The 17,283-nt window shown below is 66.6% G+C and carries 13 protein-coding genes; 6 read left to right on the top strand and 7 right to left on the bottom strand.

What is annotated here, in order from left to right; genetic code table 11:
- Positions 1-92 precede the first annotated feature (92 nt).
- The 4 genes from ADAD_RS0101155 to guaA form a co-directional block, all read right to left on the bottom strand.
- Positions 93-1,097, bottom strand: a complete 1,005-nt coding sequence (locus ADAD_RS0101155) for a zinc-dependent alcohol dehydrogenase family protein (protein WP_010408341.1) — start codon at positions 1,095-1,097, stop codon at positions 93-95.
- Between the two features lie 128 nt (positions 1,098-1,225).
- On the bottom strand, positions 1,226-2,332 hold the full coding sequence (locus ADAD_RS0101150; RefSeq protein WP_010408339.1) for a hypothetical protein: 1,107 nt from the start codon (positions 2,330-2,332) through the stop codon (positions 1,226-1,228).
- A gap of 186 nt (positions 2,333-2,518) precedes the next feature.
- Positions 2,519-3,985, bottom strand: coding sequence for a M61 family metallopeptidase (locus tag ADAD_RS0101145; RefSeq protein ID WP_010408337.1), 1,467 nt, complete (start codon positions 3,983-3,985; stop codon positions 2,519-2,521).
- A 24-nt stretch (positions 3,986-4,009) separates the two neighbouring features.
- Positions 4,010-5,584 (bottom strand): glutamine-hydrolyzing GMP synthase, encoded by a 1,575-nt coding sequence (gene guaA, locus ADAD_RS0101140; protein ID WP_010408335.1) that lies wholly within the window; start codon positions 5,582-5,584, stop codon positions 4,010-4,012.
- A 131-nt stretch (positions 5,585-5,715) separates the two neighbouring features.
- Here guaA and ADAD_RS15335 point away from each other — a divergent pair, with 131 nt between their 5' ends.
- Both ADAD_RS15335 and ADAD_RS16260 read left to right on the top strand, forming a co-directional pair.
- Positions 5,716-6,165, top strand: a complete 450-nt coding sequence (locus ADAD_RS15335) for a response regulator transcription factor (RefSeq protein WP_010408333.1) — start codon at positions 5,716-5,718, stop codon at positions 6,163-6,165.
- Positions 6,166-6,576: 411 nt separating this feature from the next.
- Entirely contained in the window at positions 6,577-7,362 is a 786-nt protein-coding gene (locus tag ADAD_RS16260; protein ID WP_158005179.1) for a PIG-L deacetylase family protein, read from the top strand.
- A gap of 10 nt (positions 7,363-7,372) precedes the next feature.
- On the opposite strand, the gene ADAD_RS0101120 is transcribed toward ADAD_RS16260, so the two are convergent.
- Both ADAD_RS0101120 and ADAD_RS0101115 read right to left on the bottom strand, forming a co-directional pair.
- Positions 7,373-8,758: an L-serine ammonia-lyase gene (locus tag ADAD_RS0101120; RefSeq protein ID WP_010408330.1), complete on the bottom strand. Its 1,386-nt coding sequence runs from the start codon at positions 8,756-8,758 to the stop codon at positions 7,373-7,375.
- Between the two features lie 74 nt (positions 8,759-8,832).
- A complete protein-coding gene (locus ADAD_RS0101115; RefSeq protein ID WP_010408329.1) occupies positions 8,833-9,543 on the bottom strand; it encodes a ZIP family metal transporter in 711 nt (236 codons plus the stop codon).
- Positions 9,544-9,664: 121 nt separating this feature from the next.
- On the opposite strand from ADAD_RS0101115, the gene gyrB reads away from it, so the two are divergent.
- Positions 9,665-12,190 carry a DNA topoisomerase (ATP-hydrolyzing) subunit B gene (gene gyrB / locus ADAD_RS0101110; protein WP_010408323.1) on the top strand — a complete coding sequence of 842 codons (2,526 nt, stop codon included), beginning with the start codon at positions 9,665-9,667 and terminating at the stop codon, positions 12,188-12,190.
- A 53-nt stretch (positions 12,191-12,243) separates the two neighbouring features.
- Here gyrB and ADAD_RS0101105 read toward each other — a convergent pair whose 3' ends face one another.
- Positions 12,244-13,368 carry an acyltransferase family protein gene (locus ADAD_RS0101105; RefSeq protein WP_010408320.1) on the bottom strand — a complete coding sequence of 375 codons (1,125 nt, stop codon included), beginning with the start codon at positions 13,366-13,368 and terminating at the stop codon, positions 12,244-12,246.
- Between the two features lie 133 nt (positions 13,369-13,501).
- Between ADAD_RS0101105 and ADAD_RS0101100 the strand changes: the two genes are divergently transcribed.
- From ADAD_RS0101100 to ADAD_RS0101090, 3 genes are all read left to right on the top strand, one after another.
- Positions 13,502-14,683 (top strand): NAD(P)/FAD-dependent oxidoreductase, encoded by a 1,182-nt coding sequence (locus tag ADAD_RS0101100; RefSeq protein WP_010408318.1) that lies wholly within the window; start codon positions 13,502-13,504, stop codon positions 14,681-14,683.
- A 61-nt stretch (positions 14,684-14,744) separates the two neighbouring features.
- The gene (locus tag ADAD_RS16255; RefSeq protein ID WP_139020289.1) at positions 14,745-15,407 is read left to right on the top strand and encodes a hypothetical protein; all 663 of its coding nucleotides are present in this window, start codon (positions 14,745-14,747) and stop codon (positions 15,405-15,407) included.
- A 64-nt stretch (positions 15,408-15,471) separates the two neighbouring features.
- Positions 15,472-17,211: a bifunctional metallophosphatase/5'-nucleotidase gene (locus ADAD_RS0101090; protein WP_010408315.1), complete on the top strand. Its 1,740-nt coding sequence runs from the start codon at positions 15,472-15,474 to the stop codon at positions 17,209-17,211.
- Positions 17,212-17,283: the final 72 nt, after the last annotated feature.

Here is a 17,283-nt window from a genome sequence, read left to right as displayed (position 1 = left end):
GCTCCCGCATTGATGGCATTGGTGCCTCGATACAGCAGGTCGGCCGCAAGATCATTGACGCGGATCAAATCCGCGCCGAGCTTCGAGCCGGCTCAGATATCGACCGCGATCTTGCCGAAGTGCTTCTGGTCCTGCTCGTGGCGGAAGGCATCGGCCAGATCGGCCAGCGCGAACCGGTCCGAGATGACGGGCTCCATGCCGGTCGCCTCGATCGCGGCGATCATCCGCAGTTGCATCGCGCGGCTTCCCACGGTCAGGCCCTGCAGGCGCCCCATCTTGCGCATGAGCGCTGCGGTCTCGACCTCGCCCTTCTGCCCGGTGAGCACCCCGATCAGATGGATATGGCCGCCCGGTCGAATGGCGGAAATCGCCTGGTTGACCGTGCCCGGCCCGCCGACCTCGACCACATGATCGACTCCGCCGCCGGACCAGTCGAACGCCTCGTCGCCCCAGTCGTCGGTGGCCTTGTAGTTGATCGTATGGTCGGCACCCAGCTCGCGCGCCCTGGCCAGCTTCTCGTCCGAACTGGAGGTGATGATCACCCGCGCGCCCACCGCCTTGGCGATCCTGAGCGCGAAGATCGAGACGCCGCCGGTGCCCTCCAGCAGCACGGTCTGGCCTGCCTGCAGGTTGCCATCCTCCATCAGCGCGCGCCACGCGGTCAGCCCGGCGCAGGGCAGGCACGCGGCCTGCGCGAAATCGAGATTGGCGGGCATCCGGGTGAAGGCGTGCGCGGGCTTCACCACCTTTTCGCAGGCGAAACCGTCGATCCCGTCGCCGGGCGTTGTTTCGAAGCTGCCCATCGGCGGGCGGCCATCCTGCCACTCGGGGAAGAAGACCGACATCACCCGGTCGCCGATCGCGAACTCCTCGACACCTTCGCCCACGGCCTCGACCTCGCCCGCGCCATCGGACAGCGGAATGCGTCCGTCGTCCGTGGGGATCACCCCCGCGACGACCGCATAGTCGTGGAAGTTGAGCGAGGAGGCATGCAGTTTCACCCGCACCTCCCCCGGGCCGGGTTCGCCCGGAGCGTCGATTTCGACGACGTCCAGCGAATCGAGGCTGGCAGGATTGCGGACTTTGACGGCTTTCATGGAAATGCTCCGTTGCTTCGGGGTTTGTCCGGGCAACGCAGCAAGGCGCGGATTTGTTCTGGGGTTACGGTCCGGCAGGTCGCGCGCGCTGCGCGTTCTGGCGCGGTGGAGCCGGTAATGCTGCCGGTCTAGTCCGCCCCGAAGGGTCGTCGGCTGCCGACTTCGAACGTATCGATCACGAAATCGTTCGTCTGCCGCAACAGATGGAGCGTGATGTCCGCGACCTGCCGACTTTCCCCGGAATCTCCTCCCCGGAAGAGGATTTGCCCCTCGACCCGCGCGCGATCGGCGTCGAGGCCCACCGGCTGCCCCAGATAGACCTTCCCGCCGTCGATCGCGGCCATGAAGCGCCGGGCGCGTTCGTCGCCGAAGCCGACGAAAAGCCACTTCAGGTCGTCGTCCTGTTCCAGCCTCAGCGTCCGCTGGAGCTTGGACACGAAGCGGCTGGCGGTGCCTGCGGCCATCCGGTCTCCCGACGATCGGGCGCATGCCGACAGCATCATGGGAGAGTTACGGAAATCCTCGATGTCGAATGTCGCGCATTGCGGCAGGGCCTTCACCGCAAAATCGGCCAATCCGAACGCGAAACCGACCGCCAGGCCGTTCGCGCACGAACCTTCCGCATCGCTGCGGATCGAACTGTCGCGGATCACGGCTTCGACCGGCAGGCTGCTGTCTCTCTCGGCGTCCATGCTGCCCGTCCCGGCAATAACGGATTGGTTCACGCGAGGCGCGACGGCGGCTTCGGCAACGATGAACCAGCCATGCAGGCACAACCGAAGCGTCCCGTCTTCATCACGAGGGCGCACCTCGCGCGCGAGTTTCTCATCGAAATGCGCAGCACTTGCGATCACATCGTTCCACATCTCGCCGCCGACCGGCGCCCGCAGCGGTTCGGCCTGCGCGGTGCCATCCTGCGCTTTCGGCGTCCGCACTTCGACGAAAGGGGAGACGCCGGGTTCGCGCACGAAACTCACGATGGCAATGTCGCGTCCATACCCGTCGACGAACATGGCGCGGTAGGCCGTGATGCCGGAGGCGACCAGAGCTTCGGCACGCTCGACGCCGTAGAGGTCGCGCATCTGTTGCTGCACTTCGGCATCGCAGCGGTCGACGCCATTATCGTCGCCGCAACCGCGCGCGAAGACATCACTAACACCGGCCCCATCCGCGTCCTGCGCGAATGCAGTGCCATTCCCCAGGGCTGCGGCAAGCAGCAAGATCATCCAGCGCATGTGGTGTCCCTCCCCGAACCGTGCGGATTACACCCCTGTTCTACAGGAGGAAGCCCGATCGACCCACATGCTATTGCCCGCTGTCGAGGATTTTCGCGCGCGGTTCTCGCGGCGCGCCGGCCAGCATGGGGAACGAGCTGACGCCCGGCAGCCGCCCAGGGCTCATTCCAGGCCGATCCGATCGCCTCAGGCGGGCCCGAGAATCTCCATCCGGCAGGTGTCTGCAGGGATGCCATCCCGAACCGCGAATCGGACCGTGCCGGAGGGCTGCCGCGTCGCCATCACGCAGGCCGGCAAGGTCAGCGCCTCCGGATCGAGCGCCTTTCCGCGGACGACATGGCGCGCCAGATCGCTGTCGAATTGCCCGCCGATCCGCCGCGCCATCGCCGCGCGGATCTGCGCATCGGTCAGCTCCTGCCCCGCATTCTCGTCGATCAGATCGGCAATGACCGCGTCGAGCGCGGCACCGCGCGCGCGCGCCAGCATGTCCCAGTGCCAGGCCAGCAGCGCGCCGCGCTGATAGGGCAGGCGCTGCGCCTCCTCGCTTTCGAAAATGCGCTCTGCCAGCTCGCCCGCAGGCAGCTCCCGCACGGGCGATGCAAGATACGCGTTCGCCAGATCGGACATGCCGGCGAGAAAGTCCTGCGTGTCGATCAGCCCGGCGGCGAGTTGCAGCTTCCATGCGAAATACTCGGTCGCCCCTTCGGTGAACCACATGCGCTGCGCGTCGGTCGCTTCGTCGGTGGGCCCCATCCGGCGGGTGATCCATTCGTGCACGATCTCGTGCGCGATCGTGTGGCGCAGCCGCTCTTCATCGGCATTCTCGCTCGCCAGCAGCAGGAAGCTGCGATGCAGGCCGGTGCCCACGACCGCCGAGCCCTGCGGCGGCGCAGGGATCGGGTTCACTGCGAAGAGATAGGACGCGAAGGGCGCATCGTCGAACCGCTGCGCCCCTTGGTCGAGCATTCCGGCCAGCACGCCGGACATCGCCTCCGCGTCCATCGCGAAGCTGCCGCGAATTGCGCTGCGGACCGTGGTGTCCCCGGCCTGGCTTGTATCGAAGGCGAAGTCGCCAAGCGCGAGCACGGAATTCGCCAGATCGTCGAGCGCACAGCCCGTCGCGCAATCGCTGGCTGCGAAGCTGAATGCCGCGCGCTGCGGCAGCGATTGCAGGTCGAGCGTCAGCGGCACGCCGCCTTGCGACCATTGCGGGAGGAAGGTCTGGCCGAGGAGGAAGGCATGGCTCTCAGCCGTCCGGACGCGCGTGCCGGGCAGGCGATGGGTCTCCCAGTCCGGCTCCCCGTCGTAATCCTGCGCCACCGTATAGGCGATCCAGCCGCCGCCGGGCGCGACACGATAGGCCTCCTCGTCACCGGGGAGCCGCTCCAGCCCGCGAGTCGCGGTATCTCTGCGCAATTGCGACAGTCTCTCTTCCGGCCCCCAGTTCTCGGGAAAGGACAGCACCGATCCCGCAGCTGCTGCGGGCAGATCGAGCCTTACCGTGATCGCCTCTAACCGGTCCGGCTGCTGGGTGCCGAGCGAGAGAATGCCGGCCTGCGCGGCGGTGCGACCATCAGCATCGGGCTGGGGAGGAAGAGGTGCGCATCCGGCAAGCGCCAGAATGCCAAGAGCTGCCACCATCTTGCGAACCATCGTCGTACCCCCCGATACGCCCGGCTATTCCCATTCGATCGTGCCGGGCGGTTTGCTGGTATAGTCGTAGACCACGCGGTTGATCCCACGCACCTCGTTTACGATGCGCGTCGCCACGCGTCCGATGAACGCCCCATCGAAGGGGTAGACGTCGGCGGTCATCCCGTCGGTGCTGGTCACGGCGCGCAGGGCGCACACGCTGTCGTAGGTTCGCCCGTCGCCCATCACGCCGACCGTCTTTACCGGCAGCAGCACCGCGAAGGCCTGCCAGATCGCGTCGTAGAGGCCCGCGTTGCGGATTTCCTCGAGATAGATCGCATCCGCCTTGCGCAGGATATCGCAGCGTTCCTTGGTCACTTCGCCCGGAATGCGGATCGCGAGGCCGGGTCCGGGGAACGGGTGGCGGCCGACGAACATGTCGGGCAGGCCGAGCTCGCGGCCCAGATCGCGGACCTCGTCCTTGAACAGCTCGCGAAGCGGCTCGACCAGCTTCATGTTCATCCGCTCGGGAAGGCCGCCGACATTGTGGTGGCTCTTGATCGTCACGCTCGGTCCGCCGGTGAAGGAAACGCTCTCGATCACGTCGGGGTAGAGCGTGCCCTGCGCCAGGAAATCCGCGCCGCCGATCTTGTTCGCCTCTTCCTCGAAGACGTTGATGAACTCGCCCCCGATGAACTTGCGCTTCTTCTCGGGGTCGGTCTCGCCCGCGAGGCCCGCCATGAAGCGCTCCTCGGCGTCCACCACCACCAGCGGGATGTTGTAGTGGTCGCGGAACATGGTCTCGACCTGTTCGCGCTCGCCCTGCCGCAGCAGGCCGTGGTCCACGAAGACGCAGGTCAGCTGTTCGCCGATCGCCTCGTGGATCAGGATCGCGGCGACGGAGGAATCGACTCCGCCGGAGAGGCCGCAGATGACCTTCGCATCGCCCACCTGCTCGCGAATCTCGGCGATCTTGGTCGCGCGGTATTCGGCCATGGTCCAGTCGCCCGAAAGGCCGCAGACATGGCGCGCGAAATTGGCGAGCAGCTTGGCGCCGTCGGGCGTGTGAAACACCTCGGGGTGGAACTGCGTGCCGTAGTACCGCCGCTCGTCATCCGCGATCAGCGCGAAGGGCGCGCCATCGCTCGTGGCGACGATGCGGAATCCGTCCGCGAACTGCGTCACCTTGTCACCGTGGCTCATCCACACCTGATGCCGCTCGCCGACTTCCCACAGACCTTCGAACAGCACGCAAGGTTCGGTCACGGTCAGGAACGCGCGGCCGAACTCGCCGCCCTCGCCCGTTTCATGCCCCGGCTTCACCTCGCCGCCCAGCTGGGTGGTCATCACCTGCTGGCCGTAACAGATGCCCAGAATCGGCAGGCCCGAATCGAACAGCACCTGCGGCGCGCGGGGGCTGCCTTCGTCGCACACGCTGGCGGGCGAGCCAGAGAGGATGATGCCCTTCGGCTTGAGGCGTTCGAAGGCCTCCTCGGCGGCGCTGAAGGGCGCGATTTCGGAATAGACGCCGGCCTCGCGTACGCGGCGCGCGATCAGCTGGGTCACCTGGCTGCCGAAATCGACGATCAGGATGGAATCGGGGAGGGCATGTTCGATCATGCGTTCCGTTAGGCGGGGGGCACTCGCCATGGCAAGCGGGCGTACCGGCCCATCCGGCTAGGCGCATGTTAACCTGAGGAATTTACGAGCGAAATTGCACGCCAATCTCACGATCGACGAAGGAACGCGCCATGGCACGCATCATCATCGCCGACGATGACCCGATTATCGTCGAACTGGTCCGCGAGGCGCTGAGCAGGGAAGGCCATATTGTCGGCGCGCTGGAGGACGGCGCCCGCGTGACCCAGGTGCTCGAAACGAAGCAGCCGGACCTGCTCATTCTGGACTGCATGATGCCGGGAAAAAGCGGCATCGAGGTGCTGCGCGAGATCCGCGGATCGGAGCTTTGCCGGCGGATCCCGGTGCTGATGTTGACGGCGCGCAGTTCGCGCTCGGACGAGGAAATCGCGTATTATTCGGGCGTGGACGAATATGTCGGCAAGCCCTTCGACCGCGAGCAGCTGGTACTGCGCGTCAACGCGATGCTCGAACACGGCACCAGGATTGCGCCGCTGCCGACATCGAGCGACGGCACGACACAAAGTGACGAGACCCCGGGCCGCAGGGTCGCCAGATTGTAATCAATCTCGCACCTTTGCGCGCCATGCATCAAGTATGGTGCAAAAAACTGAACATACCTGCGCATTTTCTCACTTTCATAAAGAGGGGCGTAAGATTATTTCACCTCTCGAGCCGGGCGGCGGGCTGTCCTCCCTCCCCCCTTGAGCCTGCCCCCGGCCAACACAACAAAATCAAGGAAATACCATGCGCACGATGACGACCAACGTCTTCGCGCTGCTGGCGGCGGTGTCTATCAGCTCCGTCGTTCTCGTCAGCGCGGTGACTTTCTGATCCCTTCCCCCGAAGGTTGATCCCCAGGCCCGCTTGCCCTCTCTCCGGCAAGCGGGCCTTTTCTTTGCGCACCCCTTCTCGACCCTCGCGGCTCAGGCCGCCATAAGCCACGCAGATATGTCTAACGGGGGACCATGCCGATGATCAGAGCCATTCTCGCCGCCAGCCTGCTGATGGCCGGGCCTGCGGCTGCGCAGACGCAAACCGAGGCTCGCACCGCGAAGCCGACCATACTGGCGATCTTCGCCCACCCGGACGACGAACTGGTTGTCGCGCCCGCGCTCGCGGATGCCGCAGGCGACGACGTGCGGGTGAAGGTGGTCTACGCGACGCGCGGCGATGCCGGGCCGGGCGTTTCCGATTTCGAAAAAGGTGCAGAGCTCGCCGCCGCGCGCGAGCAGGAGGCGCGCTGCGCGTCGGGCGCACTCGGCCTCGATGATCCGATCTTCCTCGATTACGGTGACGGCACCCTGTGGCAGCAGGCGCAATCGCTGGAGGGCGCGCAAAGCCCTCTCGAAGCCGAACTGCGCGCGCTGATTGCCGAACATGATCCGGTGACGATCATCACCTGGGGCCCCGATGGCGGCTATGGCCACGCCGATCACCGGATGGTGCACGCGCTGGTCGCGGAGATCGTGCAGGGGATGACGCTGGACGAGGGCGCGCCGCAGCTGCTCTATCCCGGCATTCCCGATGGCTCGCTTCCCCCGGTGCCCGAACTGCAGCGCTGGGCGACCACCGCGCCCGAATTGCTCAGCGTGAACGCGAAGTACGACGATGCGGAACTGGCGCGGGCGGCCAGGGCCGTGCAGTGCCATGTCACCCAGTTCGATGCAGCATCGCGCGCGCAGCTCGCCAGCGTGTTCGACCAGTCGATCTGGCAGGGCGCGGTCCATTTCCGCCGCGCGTTCGGGCGCAAGGACTAGACGCGAACCGTCAGCATTCGACGACGTTGACCGCAAGGCCGCCCTGGCTGGTTTCCTTGTACTTGGATGACATGTCGAGCCCGGTCTGGCGCATGGTCTCGATCACCTGATCCAGGCTCACGCGGCTTTCCGCACCGGTGCGATGCAGCGCGAGGCGCGCGGCGTTGACCGCTTTCACGGCGCCGATCGCGTTGCGTTCAATGCAGGGCACCTGCACCAGCCCGCCGACCGGATCGCAGGTGAGGCCGAGATTGTGCTCCATCCCGATTTCCGCCGCGCAGGCGACCTGGACCGGGCTGGCGCCCCACAGCGCCGCAAGGCCACCGGCGGCCATCGAGCACGCCACGCCGACCTCTCCCTGGCAGCCCATTTCGGCGCCCGAGATGCTCGCGCGCTGCTTGTAGAGCAGGCCGATCGCACCAGCGGTCAGCAGAAAGTGCCGCCGCTTCTCCGCGCAGTCGCTGTCGTCGGACGTCTTGCAGTAGAAGCGGATCACCGCCGGAATGATGCCCGCCGCGCCGTTGGTGGGCGCGGTGACGACGCGGCCGCCTGCCGCGTTCTCCTCGTTCACCGCCATCGCGTAGCAGTTGAGCCAGTCGAACAGCTGTTCGCGCTCGTTCGATTGCGGATTGGCGGACAGCTTGTCCCACAGGTCGGGCGCACGGCGCTGGACCTTGAGCCCGCCGGGCAGCACGCCGCGCTGGCTCAGCCCGCGATCGATGCAGCCGTCCATCGCCTGCGCGATCGCGTCCAGCCCGGCGAGCGTTTCCTCGCGCGGGCGCATCGCGTCCTCGTTGGCGAGCATCAGGTCGGACACGGAAAGGCCTTGCGCCGCACACTGCGCCAGCATCTCTTCCGCCGAACCGAAGGGATAAGGCACCGTGGCGCCCGCTTTCACCTGATCGTCCTTCGGCGGCTTCTTCAACTGCGCCTCGGAGGCGACGAACCCCCCGCCGGTCGAGAAATAGGTGCCTTCGCGCAGCAGTTCGCCCGCCGCATCGAACGCGCGCAGGACCATGCCGTTGGGATGCAGGCTGGGGATGATCTGCCCTGCGAGGTCGATATCGGCCTGCGGATCGAAGGCGATGTCGCGCTTGCCGCCTAGCGAGAGGCGGCTGTCCGCATGGATGGACGCAAGCACGCGCGCGGCGTCGTCCGGATCGGTGCGCTCCGGCCTGAACCCGGCAAGCCCCAGGATGCTCGCATCAACCGTGCCGTGGCCGACACCCGTCAGCGCGAGCGAGCCCTGCAGTTCGACCGCCACCCGCGCGAGCTTGTCGAGCTCGCCGGATTTCTCGAGCACGCGCACGAAGCGCCGGGCGATCCGCATCGGGCCGACCGTGTGCGAGGACGAAGGACCGATACCGATCCGGAAAATGTCGAGAACAGAGAGCATCGGAGCGGCGATGGTGAAGCACTGCCGTAACGTCAATCGCTATCGGTGCGCCCGCTCCGCTCGGCCCCGCCCGCTCAACCTCCGCCACCGCCCAGCGAGCCGAGCAGGAAGGCCAGCACCGCGCCGATCGCGGTTGCGATGCCGGCCCAGTAGTCGTCTTCCTTGAAGGCCTGCGGGAACACCTCGTTCGCAAGGCTGGCGATCACCGCGCCCGCGGCAAAGCAGCGAATCGCGCCAAGCTGGCTCTCGCTCGCGCCCTCCAGCAGCAGGTTGCCCGCGATGGCGGCGGCAGACAGCAGCGCCGCCGTACCGGCCCACAGCGCGAAAATCTTCGCTTTCGAACGGCCATCGCCGCGCATTTCCTTCGCGCCGCCCGCCGCTTCGGGCAGGTTGGAGAGCAGGATCGATCCGGCCAGCGCGGCGACCTCCATCGGCCCGGCGCCGATCAGCGCGACGCCCAGCGCAAGGTTTTCCGGCACCCCGTCGAGCGTGATGGCAGCCAGCAGACCGCCGCCCGAGCCGCCACCCCATTTCTCCTTCACCAGCCAGTCGGCCAGCGTGAACACGCCCGCACCCGCCAGCACCGCCAGCGCGGCAATGGTCAGCGATCCGCGTTCTATCGACGGCTGGATCAGCTCGCTCGTTACCGACAGAAGCAGTGCGCCGCCCGCCAGCGCGACGAGAAAGCCTTCGGTTTTCTTGCTGAGCGGCGCGTAGAGGCCCCACGCCGCACCCAAAAGCAACGCGCCGGAGACCACGGCAACCACGATAAGGGTCATCATCATTGCCCCTTCAATGCGCCTCCCTGCGGCTTGTGCCCGACGGCCAGCGACACCCCGTGGAAAAACCCCGCATTTTCGCCATGTTTCGTTTGGGTTTCGGCCCCCGCGCGCCTATATTCGCCCGATGGACGAGAACACGAAAAACGGCCGGAATACCGGCGAATACGGTGCGGATTCGATCAAGGTGCTCAAGGGCCTCGATGCGGTCCGCAAGCGCCCCGGCATGTATATCGGCGATACCGACGATGGTTCGGGCCTGCACCACATGGTGTTCGAGGTGTCGGACAATGCCATCGACGAAGCGCTGGCGGGCCATTGCGATCTCGTCCTGATCGAACTCAATCCCGATGGCAGCGTCTCGGTGGAAGATAATGGCCGCGGCATTCCGGTGGACATGCACAAGGGCGAAGGCGTCTCCGCGGCAGAGGTCATCATGACCCAGCTGCACGCGGGCGGTAAGTTCGAGAACACCAGCGACGACAATGCCTACAAGGTCTCGGGCGGCCTCCACGGCGTGGGTGTCTCGGTGGTCAACGCGCTGTCCGAATGGCTGGAGCTGGTCATCTGGCGCGACGGCAAGGAGCACTGGATGCGCTTCGAGCTCGGCAATGCGGTGGAGCCGCTGCGTGTGACCGGCGATGCGCCCCCCGTCGATTCGAACGGCGACGAGAACGGCCTGAAGAAGGGCACGCGCGTCACCTTCAAGGCGAGCGAGGAGACGTTCAAGAACGTCACCGAGTTCGATTTCGAAAAGCTGGAGCACCGCTACCGCGAACTCGCCTTCCTCAACTCGGGCGTGCACATCAAACTGCGCGACCGGCGGAGCGAGGACGTGGAGGAACACGACCTGTTCTACGAGGGCGGGATCGCGGCCTTCGTGAACTATCTCGACCGCAACAAGGACGCGCTGATCCCCGAACCCATCGCGGTCTCGGCGGAAAAGGACGGGATCGGCATCGACGTCGCGCTCGAATGGAACGATTCCTATTACGAGAACGTGCTCGCCTTCACCAACAACATCCCGCAGCGCGACGGCGGCACGCATCTCGCCGCCTTCCGCACCGCGCTGACCCGCACGCTCAACAACTATGCCGCCGCGTCGGGCCTGCTCAAGAAAGAGAAGGTCTCGCTCTCGGGTGAAGACATGCGCGAAGGGCTGACGGCGATCGTTTCGGTCAAGCTGCCCGATCCCAAGTTCTCCTCGCAGACGAAGGACAAGCTGGTTTCGTCCGAAGTCCGCTCCCCGCTCGAAAGCCTGATGGGCGACAAGATGACCGAGTGGCTGGAGGAAAACCCCAACCACGCCAAGGCCATCGTCCAGAAGATCGTCGACGCCGCCGCCGCCCGCGAAGCCGCACGCCGCGCGCGCGAAATGAGCCGCAAGGGCGCGATGAGCGTCGCCAGCCTGCCCGGCAAGCTGGCCGACTGCCAGGAACGCGATCCCAGCAAGTGCGAACTCTTCCTGGTCGAGGGTGACTCCGCCGGCGGTTCCGCCAAGCAAGGGCGCGACCGCAAGACGCAGGCGATTTTGCCACTGAAGGGCAAGATCCTGAATGTGGAACGCGCGCGGTTCGACCGGATCATTTCGTCGAAGGAAGTCGGCACGCTGATCCAGGCGATGGGCACCGGCATCCGCGACGATTTCAACCTCGAGAAGCTGCGCTACCACAAGATCGTCATCATGACCGACGCCGACGTGGACGGCGCGCATATCCGCACGCTGCTGCTGACCTTCTTCCACCGCCAGCTGCCCGAGATCGTCAAGAACGGCCATCTCTTCATCGCGCAGCCCCCGCTCTACAAGGTCGCGCGCGGCCGCAGCGAGGTATACCTGAAGGACGAGCGCGCGCTCGACCGCTACCTCGTCGCCGAAGGGCTGCAGGACCGCGTGCTCGACAGCGCGACCGGCGTGCGCGCCGGGGCGGACCTGTCCGCACTGGTCGATCATGCCCTGCGGATGCGCAACCTGCTCGCCTACGCGCCGCGCAAGTACGATAGCGCGATCATCGAAGCGCTGGCGATGGCGGGCGCGTTCGACCCGGAGAACCTCGCTTCGGAAGACGCGCTGGATCGCGCCGCCGCGCGGCTCCAGATGGGCGACACCGAAGCCCAGTGGAGCGGTTCACGCAGCGTGGACGGCGGCGTCCGGCTCGACCGGCTGTGGCGCGGCGTGACCGACAGCCACCTGATCGACGAGAAGTTCCTCGACAGTGCCGAAGCGCGCAAGCTGCACAAGGTCGCTGCCGAGAACCTCGATGCCTATGAAAGCGCAGCGCGGCTGGTGAAGCCGAGCGTGGCCGAAGCCGAAGCTGCCGAACAGGACGCCGAGGAAGAGGAAGGCGCGACGCCCGACCGCTCGCCCGCCACGGGACAGGGCACGATCATCCGCCCGACCCAGCTGTTCGACGCGGTGATCGCGGCGGGCCGCAAGGGCCTGTCGGTGCAGCGCTACAAGGGCCTGGGCGAAATGAATGCCGAACAGCTGTGGGAGACCACGCTCGACCCGGACAATCGTGCATTATTGCAGGTGAAGATCGAGGATGCGGACGTGACCGACGAGATCTTCAGCCGCCTGATGGGCGACGTGGTCGAGACGCGGCGCGAGTTCATCCAGGACAATGCTCTCAATGTCGCAAATCTCGATATCTAGCTTACGCTAGAGATCGGATTTGCTTGGGCCCTGAACGTCGCCAACCTCGATATCTAGGCTGCCGCGTCGGTCGCCCGGCGCCCGACCAGCAGCCCCCATCCCTGCTCCTTCGGACGCACGCCGTTGAGCAGCCACAGCGCCAGCGGGCTATGCCGCAGCAGGCGGTGCGCGGCGTAGGGCACCGCGAAAGCGCCCAGGCAGATCGCCAGCCATGAGACCAGCGGCGGCAGCGCAGCCGAGATACAGAGGATCGCCAGCCCGACCACCACCGGGTGATGCAGCAGGTAAATCGTGAAAGAGGCATCCACCAGCCGGTTGATGCTCTCCGAACGCTCACGCACCAGTCGCATCAGAACCGCAAGGATGGTCTGGGTGAGGCAGAGCGACGAGAGCCCGTCGAAGATGAGGTCGCACGCGATGCCGATCCGCGACTGATCGTCCCACAGCCACACGTGCAGAGCCAGCGCGACCAGCCCGATCCCGGCGACCACCGGATCAAACCGGGCAAACCGGTCCCACAGGATGGGCGACCGGCGCAGGGCGACACCGATGGCGAAGAACGGCAGGAACTTCGCCAGCGCATCGAGATCGAGAAAGCCCCCCGCAAGGCGCAGATTGAACGCAAGGACATGTTCGGCGACGAACAGCGCCAGTTCGTATCCGGCAATCGCCAGTCCGAGGGTCACGATCCGCGGAGCCGGATGCGAGCCAAAACGCCCGAGAAACGGCCAGACCGCCGCCAGCAGGCAGCATAGCAGCAACAGGGTCGGCAAGAACCACAGGTGCGATAGCGCGTCTCCAGCCGCAGCGCGGTCCACGATCCCGGCGGGCGCGGCATTCAGGATTGCCGCCTGAAGCGGGACGATGACGGCGACCCCGAAGGCCAGCGGCAGGCCCAGCCGTTCCGCCCTGCCCGCCAGCCACTCCCCCCGTGTGCGCCGTTCCAGCAGCATTGCGGCGAAGAAGCCTGCAATCAGGAAGAACCCGGGCATGCGAAAATCGCTGAGGATCGGCGGGATGAGGGAAAGGACGGGGTCGCGCGTACCGCTCATCACCAGCCAGTGGCCTCCGGCGAAGGCGAGACTGGCATGGAAGGGGATACCCAGCAGCATGAACGCCGCGCGCGCTGCGTCGAGATGGTGGAAGCGTTGCGTGAGGGGCGGCGATGCGGGCTGCATGGACCGCTATTGCGCCGCTTCCCCCGGCTTGTCGCGCGCGCGAAGCGTGGCGTCTCTCGGCAGGACAATTCGCCGCCCGATCCTTACCGCGTTCGCTCGACATGCCGTCGTCCAAGGTTCACGGCGCTTGTCCATGGATCATGACGCAATCATTCTGGGTGGCGGGGCCGCCGGGCTGTTCTGCGCCGCTGTCGGGGGCCAGCGCGGGCGCCGCGTGCTGGTGCTCGAAAAGGCCGAGGCGGTGGGGAAGAAGATCCTCATCTCGGGCGGCGGGCGGTGCAATTTCACCAACCTGGGTGCGGGCCCGGCCAACTACCTCTCCGCCAACCCGCATTTCGCCAAGTCCGCGCTCGCCCGCTACACGGCGCGCGATTTCCTCGATCTGGTGGAGCGCTACGGGATCGCCTGGCATGAAAAGACGCTCGGCCAGCTGTTCTGCGATGGTTCGGCGAAACAGATCGTCGCCATGCTGCTCGCCGAATGCGAGAAGGGCGCGGCCGAGATCCGCACCGGGCAGGAGATCGGCAGCGTCGCGCATGACGGCGAGAGCTTCGCCGTCGAGGCGAACGGCGAGACGCATCGCGCGCCCGCGCTGGTGATCGCGACCGGAGGCCCGTCGATCCCGAAAATGGGCGCGACCGGCATCGCCTACGACCTCGCGCGCCAGTTCGGCCTCAAGGTGGTCGAACCGCGCCCCGCGCTCGTCCCTCTGACGCTGGGCGGCGAGGATGTGCTGTTCCGCGAGCTCTCGGGCGTCTCCGCCCCGGTCGAAGCACATGCGGGCAAGGGCAAGAACACCGGGCGTTTCCGCGAGGCGGCGCTGCTGACGCACAAGGGCCTGTCCGGCCCGGCGATCCTGCAGGCGAGTTCCTACTGGCGGCACGGCGAGGTTCTGCGGATCGACTTCCTTCCCGACACGCCGCGCGGCTGGCTGGTGAAGCGAAAATCCGCGACACCGCAGGCAACGCTCGCCCAGGTCCTTCGCACGCTGCTGCCCGAGAGACTTGCCGACACGCTCGCCGGACGGCTGGGGCTGACCGGGCCGCTCCAGTCGCTTTCGGACAAGGCGCTCACCGCGGCCGAGGAACGCCTGCATGGCTGGCAGTTCCACCCCAACGGGACCGAGGGTTTCGCCAAGGCCGAGGTGACCGCAGGCGGCATCTCGACCGCCGAACTCTCCTCGCAGACGATGGAGGCGAAGAAGCTGCCCGGCCTGTTCGCGATCGGCGAGGCCGTCGACGTCACCGGCTGGCTGGGCGGCTACAATTTCCAGTGGGCCTGGGCGAGCGGGCAGGCCTGCGGCGAGGCGCTCTAGCAATTCAACGCGCATCGCGGCATTCTCCAGCGCGGGTCGCGCCTCGGGAGGAGGATCCTAAATGCTGCGCTCCATGTTTCGCTGGGCAATCGCGCTCGGACTGATGGCGGGCGTACCGGCTGCCGCGCTCGCGCAGGATAGCACCTGCCGTAGCGGCCCGTTCACCCGGCAGGCGGCCTTCGCGCAGGCCGAAGTTACCGCCTCGAAGGCGTTTTTCCGGAAGGATACCGGAGGCTGTCCCGCCGGCGAGGACTGCCGCAGCAACGCCTACGTGATCGACGGCGATGCGCTGGTGATCGGGCGGCGTCTTGGCGATTACGTGTGCGCCTTCTATCCCAGTGATGACGGCGGCACCGCGGGCTGGCTCGATAGCGGCGCGCTCTCCGTTCCCCCGCTCGACGCGGCACCGCCGCTGCGCCGGTGGCTGGGCGACTGGAGCGATGGCGCGAGCGCAGACGTCACGATCCTGACCAGGGACGGGCGCGCCACAATCATGGGTACAGCCTTCTGGCCTGCGCGGCCCGAAGAGAACACCTGGCCCACGATCCATATCGGCGAGGTCGACGGGCCACTGGCGATCTCCGGCCACCGCGCAACCTATGCCGACGACAACCTGTGCGAGCTGGAGCTGACGCTGCTGCCCGACTTTCTGCTGATCGCTGACAACAACAAGTGCGGCGGCGTGAACGTGACCTTCAGCGGGGTCTACCGGCGCGTGCCCTGATCGACAGGGACCTGAGCGACATGGGTTCTTGAAGTTGCAACAGCACGCGCGCATGCCCCGCCGCATGACCGGCAAAACCATTCTCTCCGCACTGCTTGCCCTGACACTCCCCGTGTCTCTGGGCGCGTGTGCAACCACCCCCGACCAACGCGCCACCGAGCCTGTGACCGTTGGCATCATCGGCCTCAACGATTTTCACGGGAACCTGCAGCCGGTCGCCCGGCCGCTGCGGGTCGATGACACGATGGAGGTTCGGGCAGGCGGCGCGGCGCACCTCGCCACCGCCATCGATACCCTGCGCGCACGCCAGGAAAACACGCTGGTGATTTCTGCCGGAGATCTCATCAGCGCGAGCCCGCTGGTCTCCTCGCTGTTCCTCGACGAGCCGACCGTGGGCGCGATGAATCGGATCGGGCTCGATTTCAACGCGGTGGGCAACCACGAATTCGACCGTGGCTGGCGCGAACTGAAGCGGCTGGCCGAAGGCGGGTGCGAGAAGCTGACCATGCGCGAACCTTGCGCGGTGGAGCCCAATTACTCCGGAGCCGAATTCGGCTTCCTCGCTGCCAACGTACTCGCCGCCCCAGAGATCGCGGAGGGCGGCACCCTGTTCCCCGGGACCGCCATCCGCCGCTTCGGCGCGGGCGAGCGCCAGGTGGCGGTGGGTATCATCGGGCTGACGCTGGAAGGCACGCCCGATCTGGTCACGCCCGAGGGCATTGCCGGGCTGACCTTCATCGACGAGGCGGAGGCGATCAACGCCGCCGCGGCCGACCTTGATGCGAACGGCGTAGACGCGGTGGTGGTCGCCATCCACCAGGGCCTCGTCCCGGACGAGCAGCCCGACGTGTTCGGCTGCGCGGCGATCTCCGGGCCCCTGCGCGAGATTCTCGACCGGCTGAATCCCGGTATCGACGTCGTGATTTCGGGTCACACTCACCGCCCCTACGTGTGCGACTATTCCACCGTCGACGCTGCGCGTCCGATGCTGGTGACCAGCGCGGCGTGGGGCGGGCAGATGCTGACCGACATCGCGCTGACCATCGACCCGGCGAGCGACCGGGTGATCGAGAAGACCGCGCGTAACCTCGTAGTCGCAAACGAGGCTGACGATGCCCGCGAAGGCGTGCTGCGCCCCGCCGCGCGCGCGGACATCGCGGCCTATGTCGCCCGCTATGCCGCCGCCGCGAAAGAAGCCGAGACACGGCCCGTCGGGAAGCTTGCCGGCCCGGCGCGCGAAATCGGGATCGAGAATGCGCTGGGCAATCTGATCGCCGATGCGCAGCTCGATGCGACGCGCAGCGCGGATGCGCAGATTGCACTGATGAACCCGGGCGGCATTCGCGGCGATCTGATCCCCGCCGATGACGGCACGCTGACCTTCGGACAGATCTATACCGTCCAGCCTTTCGGCAACACGCTGATCACCAAGACCTTTACCGGCGCGCAGCTGCTCGAAATCCTGCGCAACCAGCACGCCGATGCGGGGCTGAGCGCGGGCGGCTCCACCGTATTCGCCGGATCGCGCGGCTTCGCGCAGGTCTTCGAGCGCGATCCGGACGACGCCGATGGCGGCTATCGCTTCGTTTCCGCTACCTTCGAAGGGCAACCTATCGATCCGGCGGCGACCTATCGCGTCACCATGAACAGCTTCCTCGCCACGGGAGGCGACGGCTTCGGGACCTTCGCCGAGGGGACCGATGCGGTGACGGGGCCGGTCGACCTCGATGCGATGGAAGCTTTTCTCGACGGGGAAGGCGTCCGCGCGCTGCCTGCGATCGACCGGATTACGGTGATCGACTAGGCGAAGCACCGCCTGCCGGGTGTCGCGGGTGGGCTCGATCCGGTTTTCGTACTCGCCTGCCGGGCGCTAGCA

The sequence above is a fragment of the Citromicrobium sp. JLT1363 genome (assembly GCF_000186705.1).
Taxonomy (GTDB): domain Bacteria; phylum Pseudomonadota; class Alphaproteobacteria; order Sphingomonadales; family Sphingomonadaceae; genus Alteriqipengyuania.
The sequence above is the reverse complement of the archived record's forward strand: the minus strand, read 5'-3'. Positions and strand labels throughout refer to the sequence as shown.

What these genes read in the sequence shown, in the direction of transcription:
- ADAD_RS0101155 (WP_010408341.1), bottom strand. Translation starts at nt 1,097, where the DNA reads ATGAAAGCCGTCAAAGTCCGCAATCCTGCCAGCCTCGATTCGCTGGAC.
- ADAD_RS0101150 (WP_010408339.1), bottom strand. Translation starts at nt 2,332, where the DNA reads ATGCGCTGGATGATCTTGCTGCTTGCCGCAGCCCTGGGGAATGGCACT.
- ADAD_RS0101145 (WP_010408337.1), bottom strand. Translation starts at nt 3,985, where the DNA reads ATGGTTCGCAAGATGGTGGCAGCTCTTGGCATTCTGGCGCTTGCCGGA.
- guaA (WP_010408335.1), bottom strand. Translation starts at nt 5,584, where the DNA reads ATGATCGAACATGCCCTCCCCGATTCCATCCTGATCGTCGATTTCGGC.
- ADAD_RS15335 (WP_010408333.1), top strand. Translation starts at nt 5,716, where the DNA reads ATGGCACGCATCATCATCGCCGACGATGACCCGATTATCGTCGAACTG.
- ADAD_RS16260 (WP_158005179.1), top strand. Translation starts at nt 6,577, where the DNA reads ATGATCAGAGCCATTCTCGCCGCCAGCCTGCTGATGGCCGGGCCTGCG.
- ADAD_RS0101120 (WP_010408330.1), bottom strand. Translation starts at nt 8,758, where the DNA reads ATGCTCTCTGTTCTCGACATTTTCCGGATCGGTATCGGTCCTTCGTCC.
- ADAD_RS0101115 (WP_010408329.1), bottom strand. Translation starts at nt 9,543, where the DNA reads ATGATGATGACCCTTATCGTGGTTGCCGTGGTCTCCGGCGCGTTGCTT.
- gyrB (WP_010408323.1), top strand. Translation starts at nt 9,665, where the DNA reads ATGGACGAGAACACGAAAAACGGCCGGAATACCGGCGAATACGGTGCG.
- ADAD_RS0101105 (WP_010408320.1), bottom strand. Translation starts at nt 13,368, where the DNA reads ATGCAGCCCGCATCGCCGCCCCTCACGCAACGCTTCCACCATCTCGAC.
- ADAD_RS0101100 (WP_010408318.1), top strand. Translation starts at nt 13,502, where the DNA reads ATGGATCATGACGCAATCATTCTGGGTGGCGGGGCCGCCGGGCTGTTC.
- ADAD_RS16255 (WP_139020289.1), top strand. Translation starts at nt 14,745, where the DNA reads ATGCTGCGCTCCATGTTTCGCTGGGCAATCGCGCTCGGACTGATGGCG.
- ADAD_RS0101090 (WP_010408315.1), top strand. Translation starts at nt 15,472, where the DNA reads ATGACCGGCAAAACCATTCTCTCCGCACTGCTTGCCCTGACACTCCCC.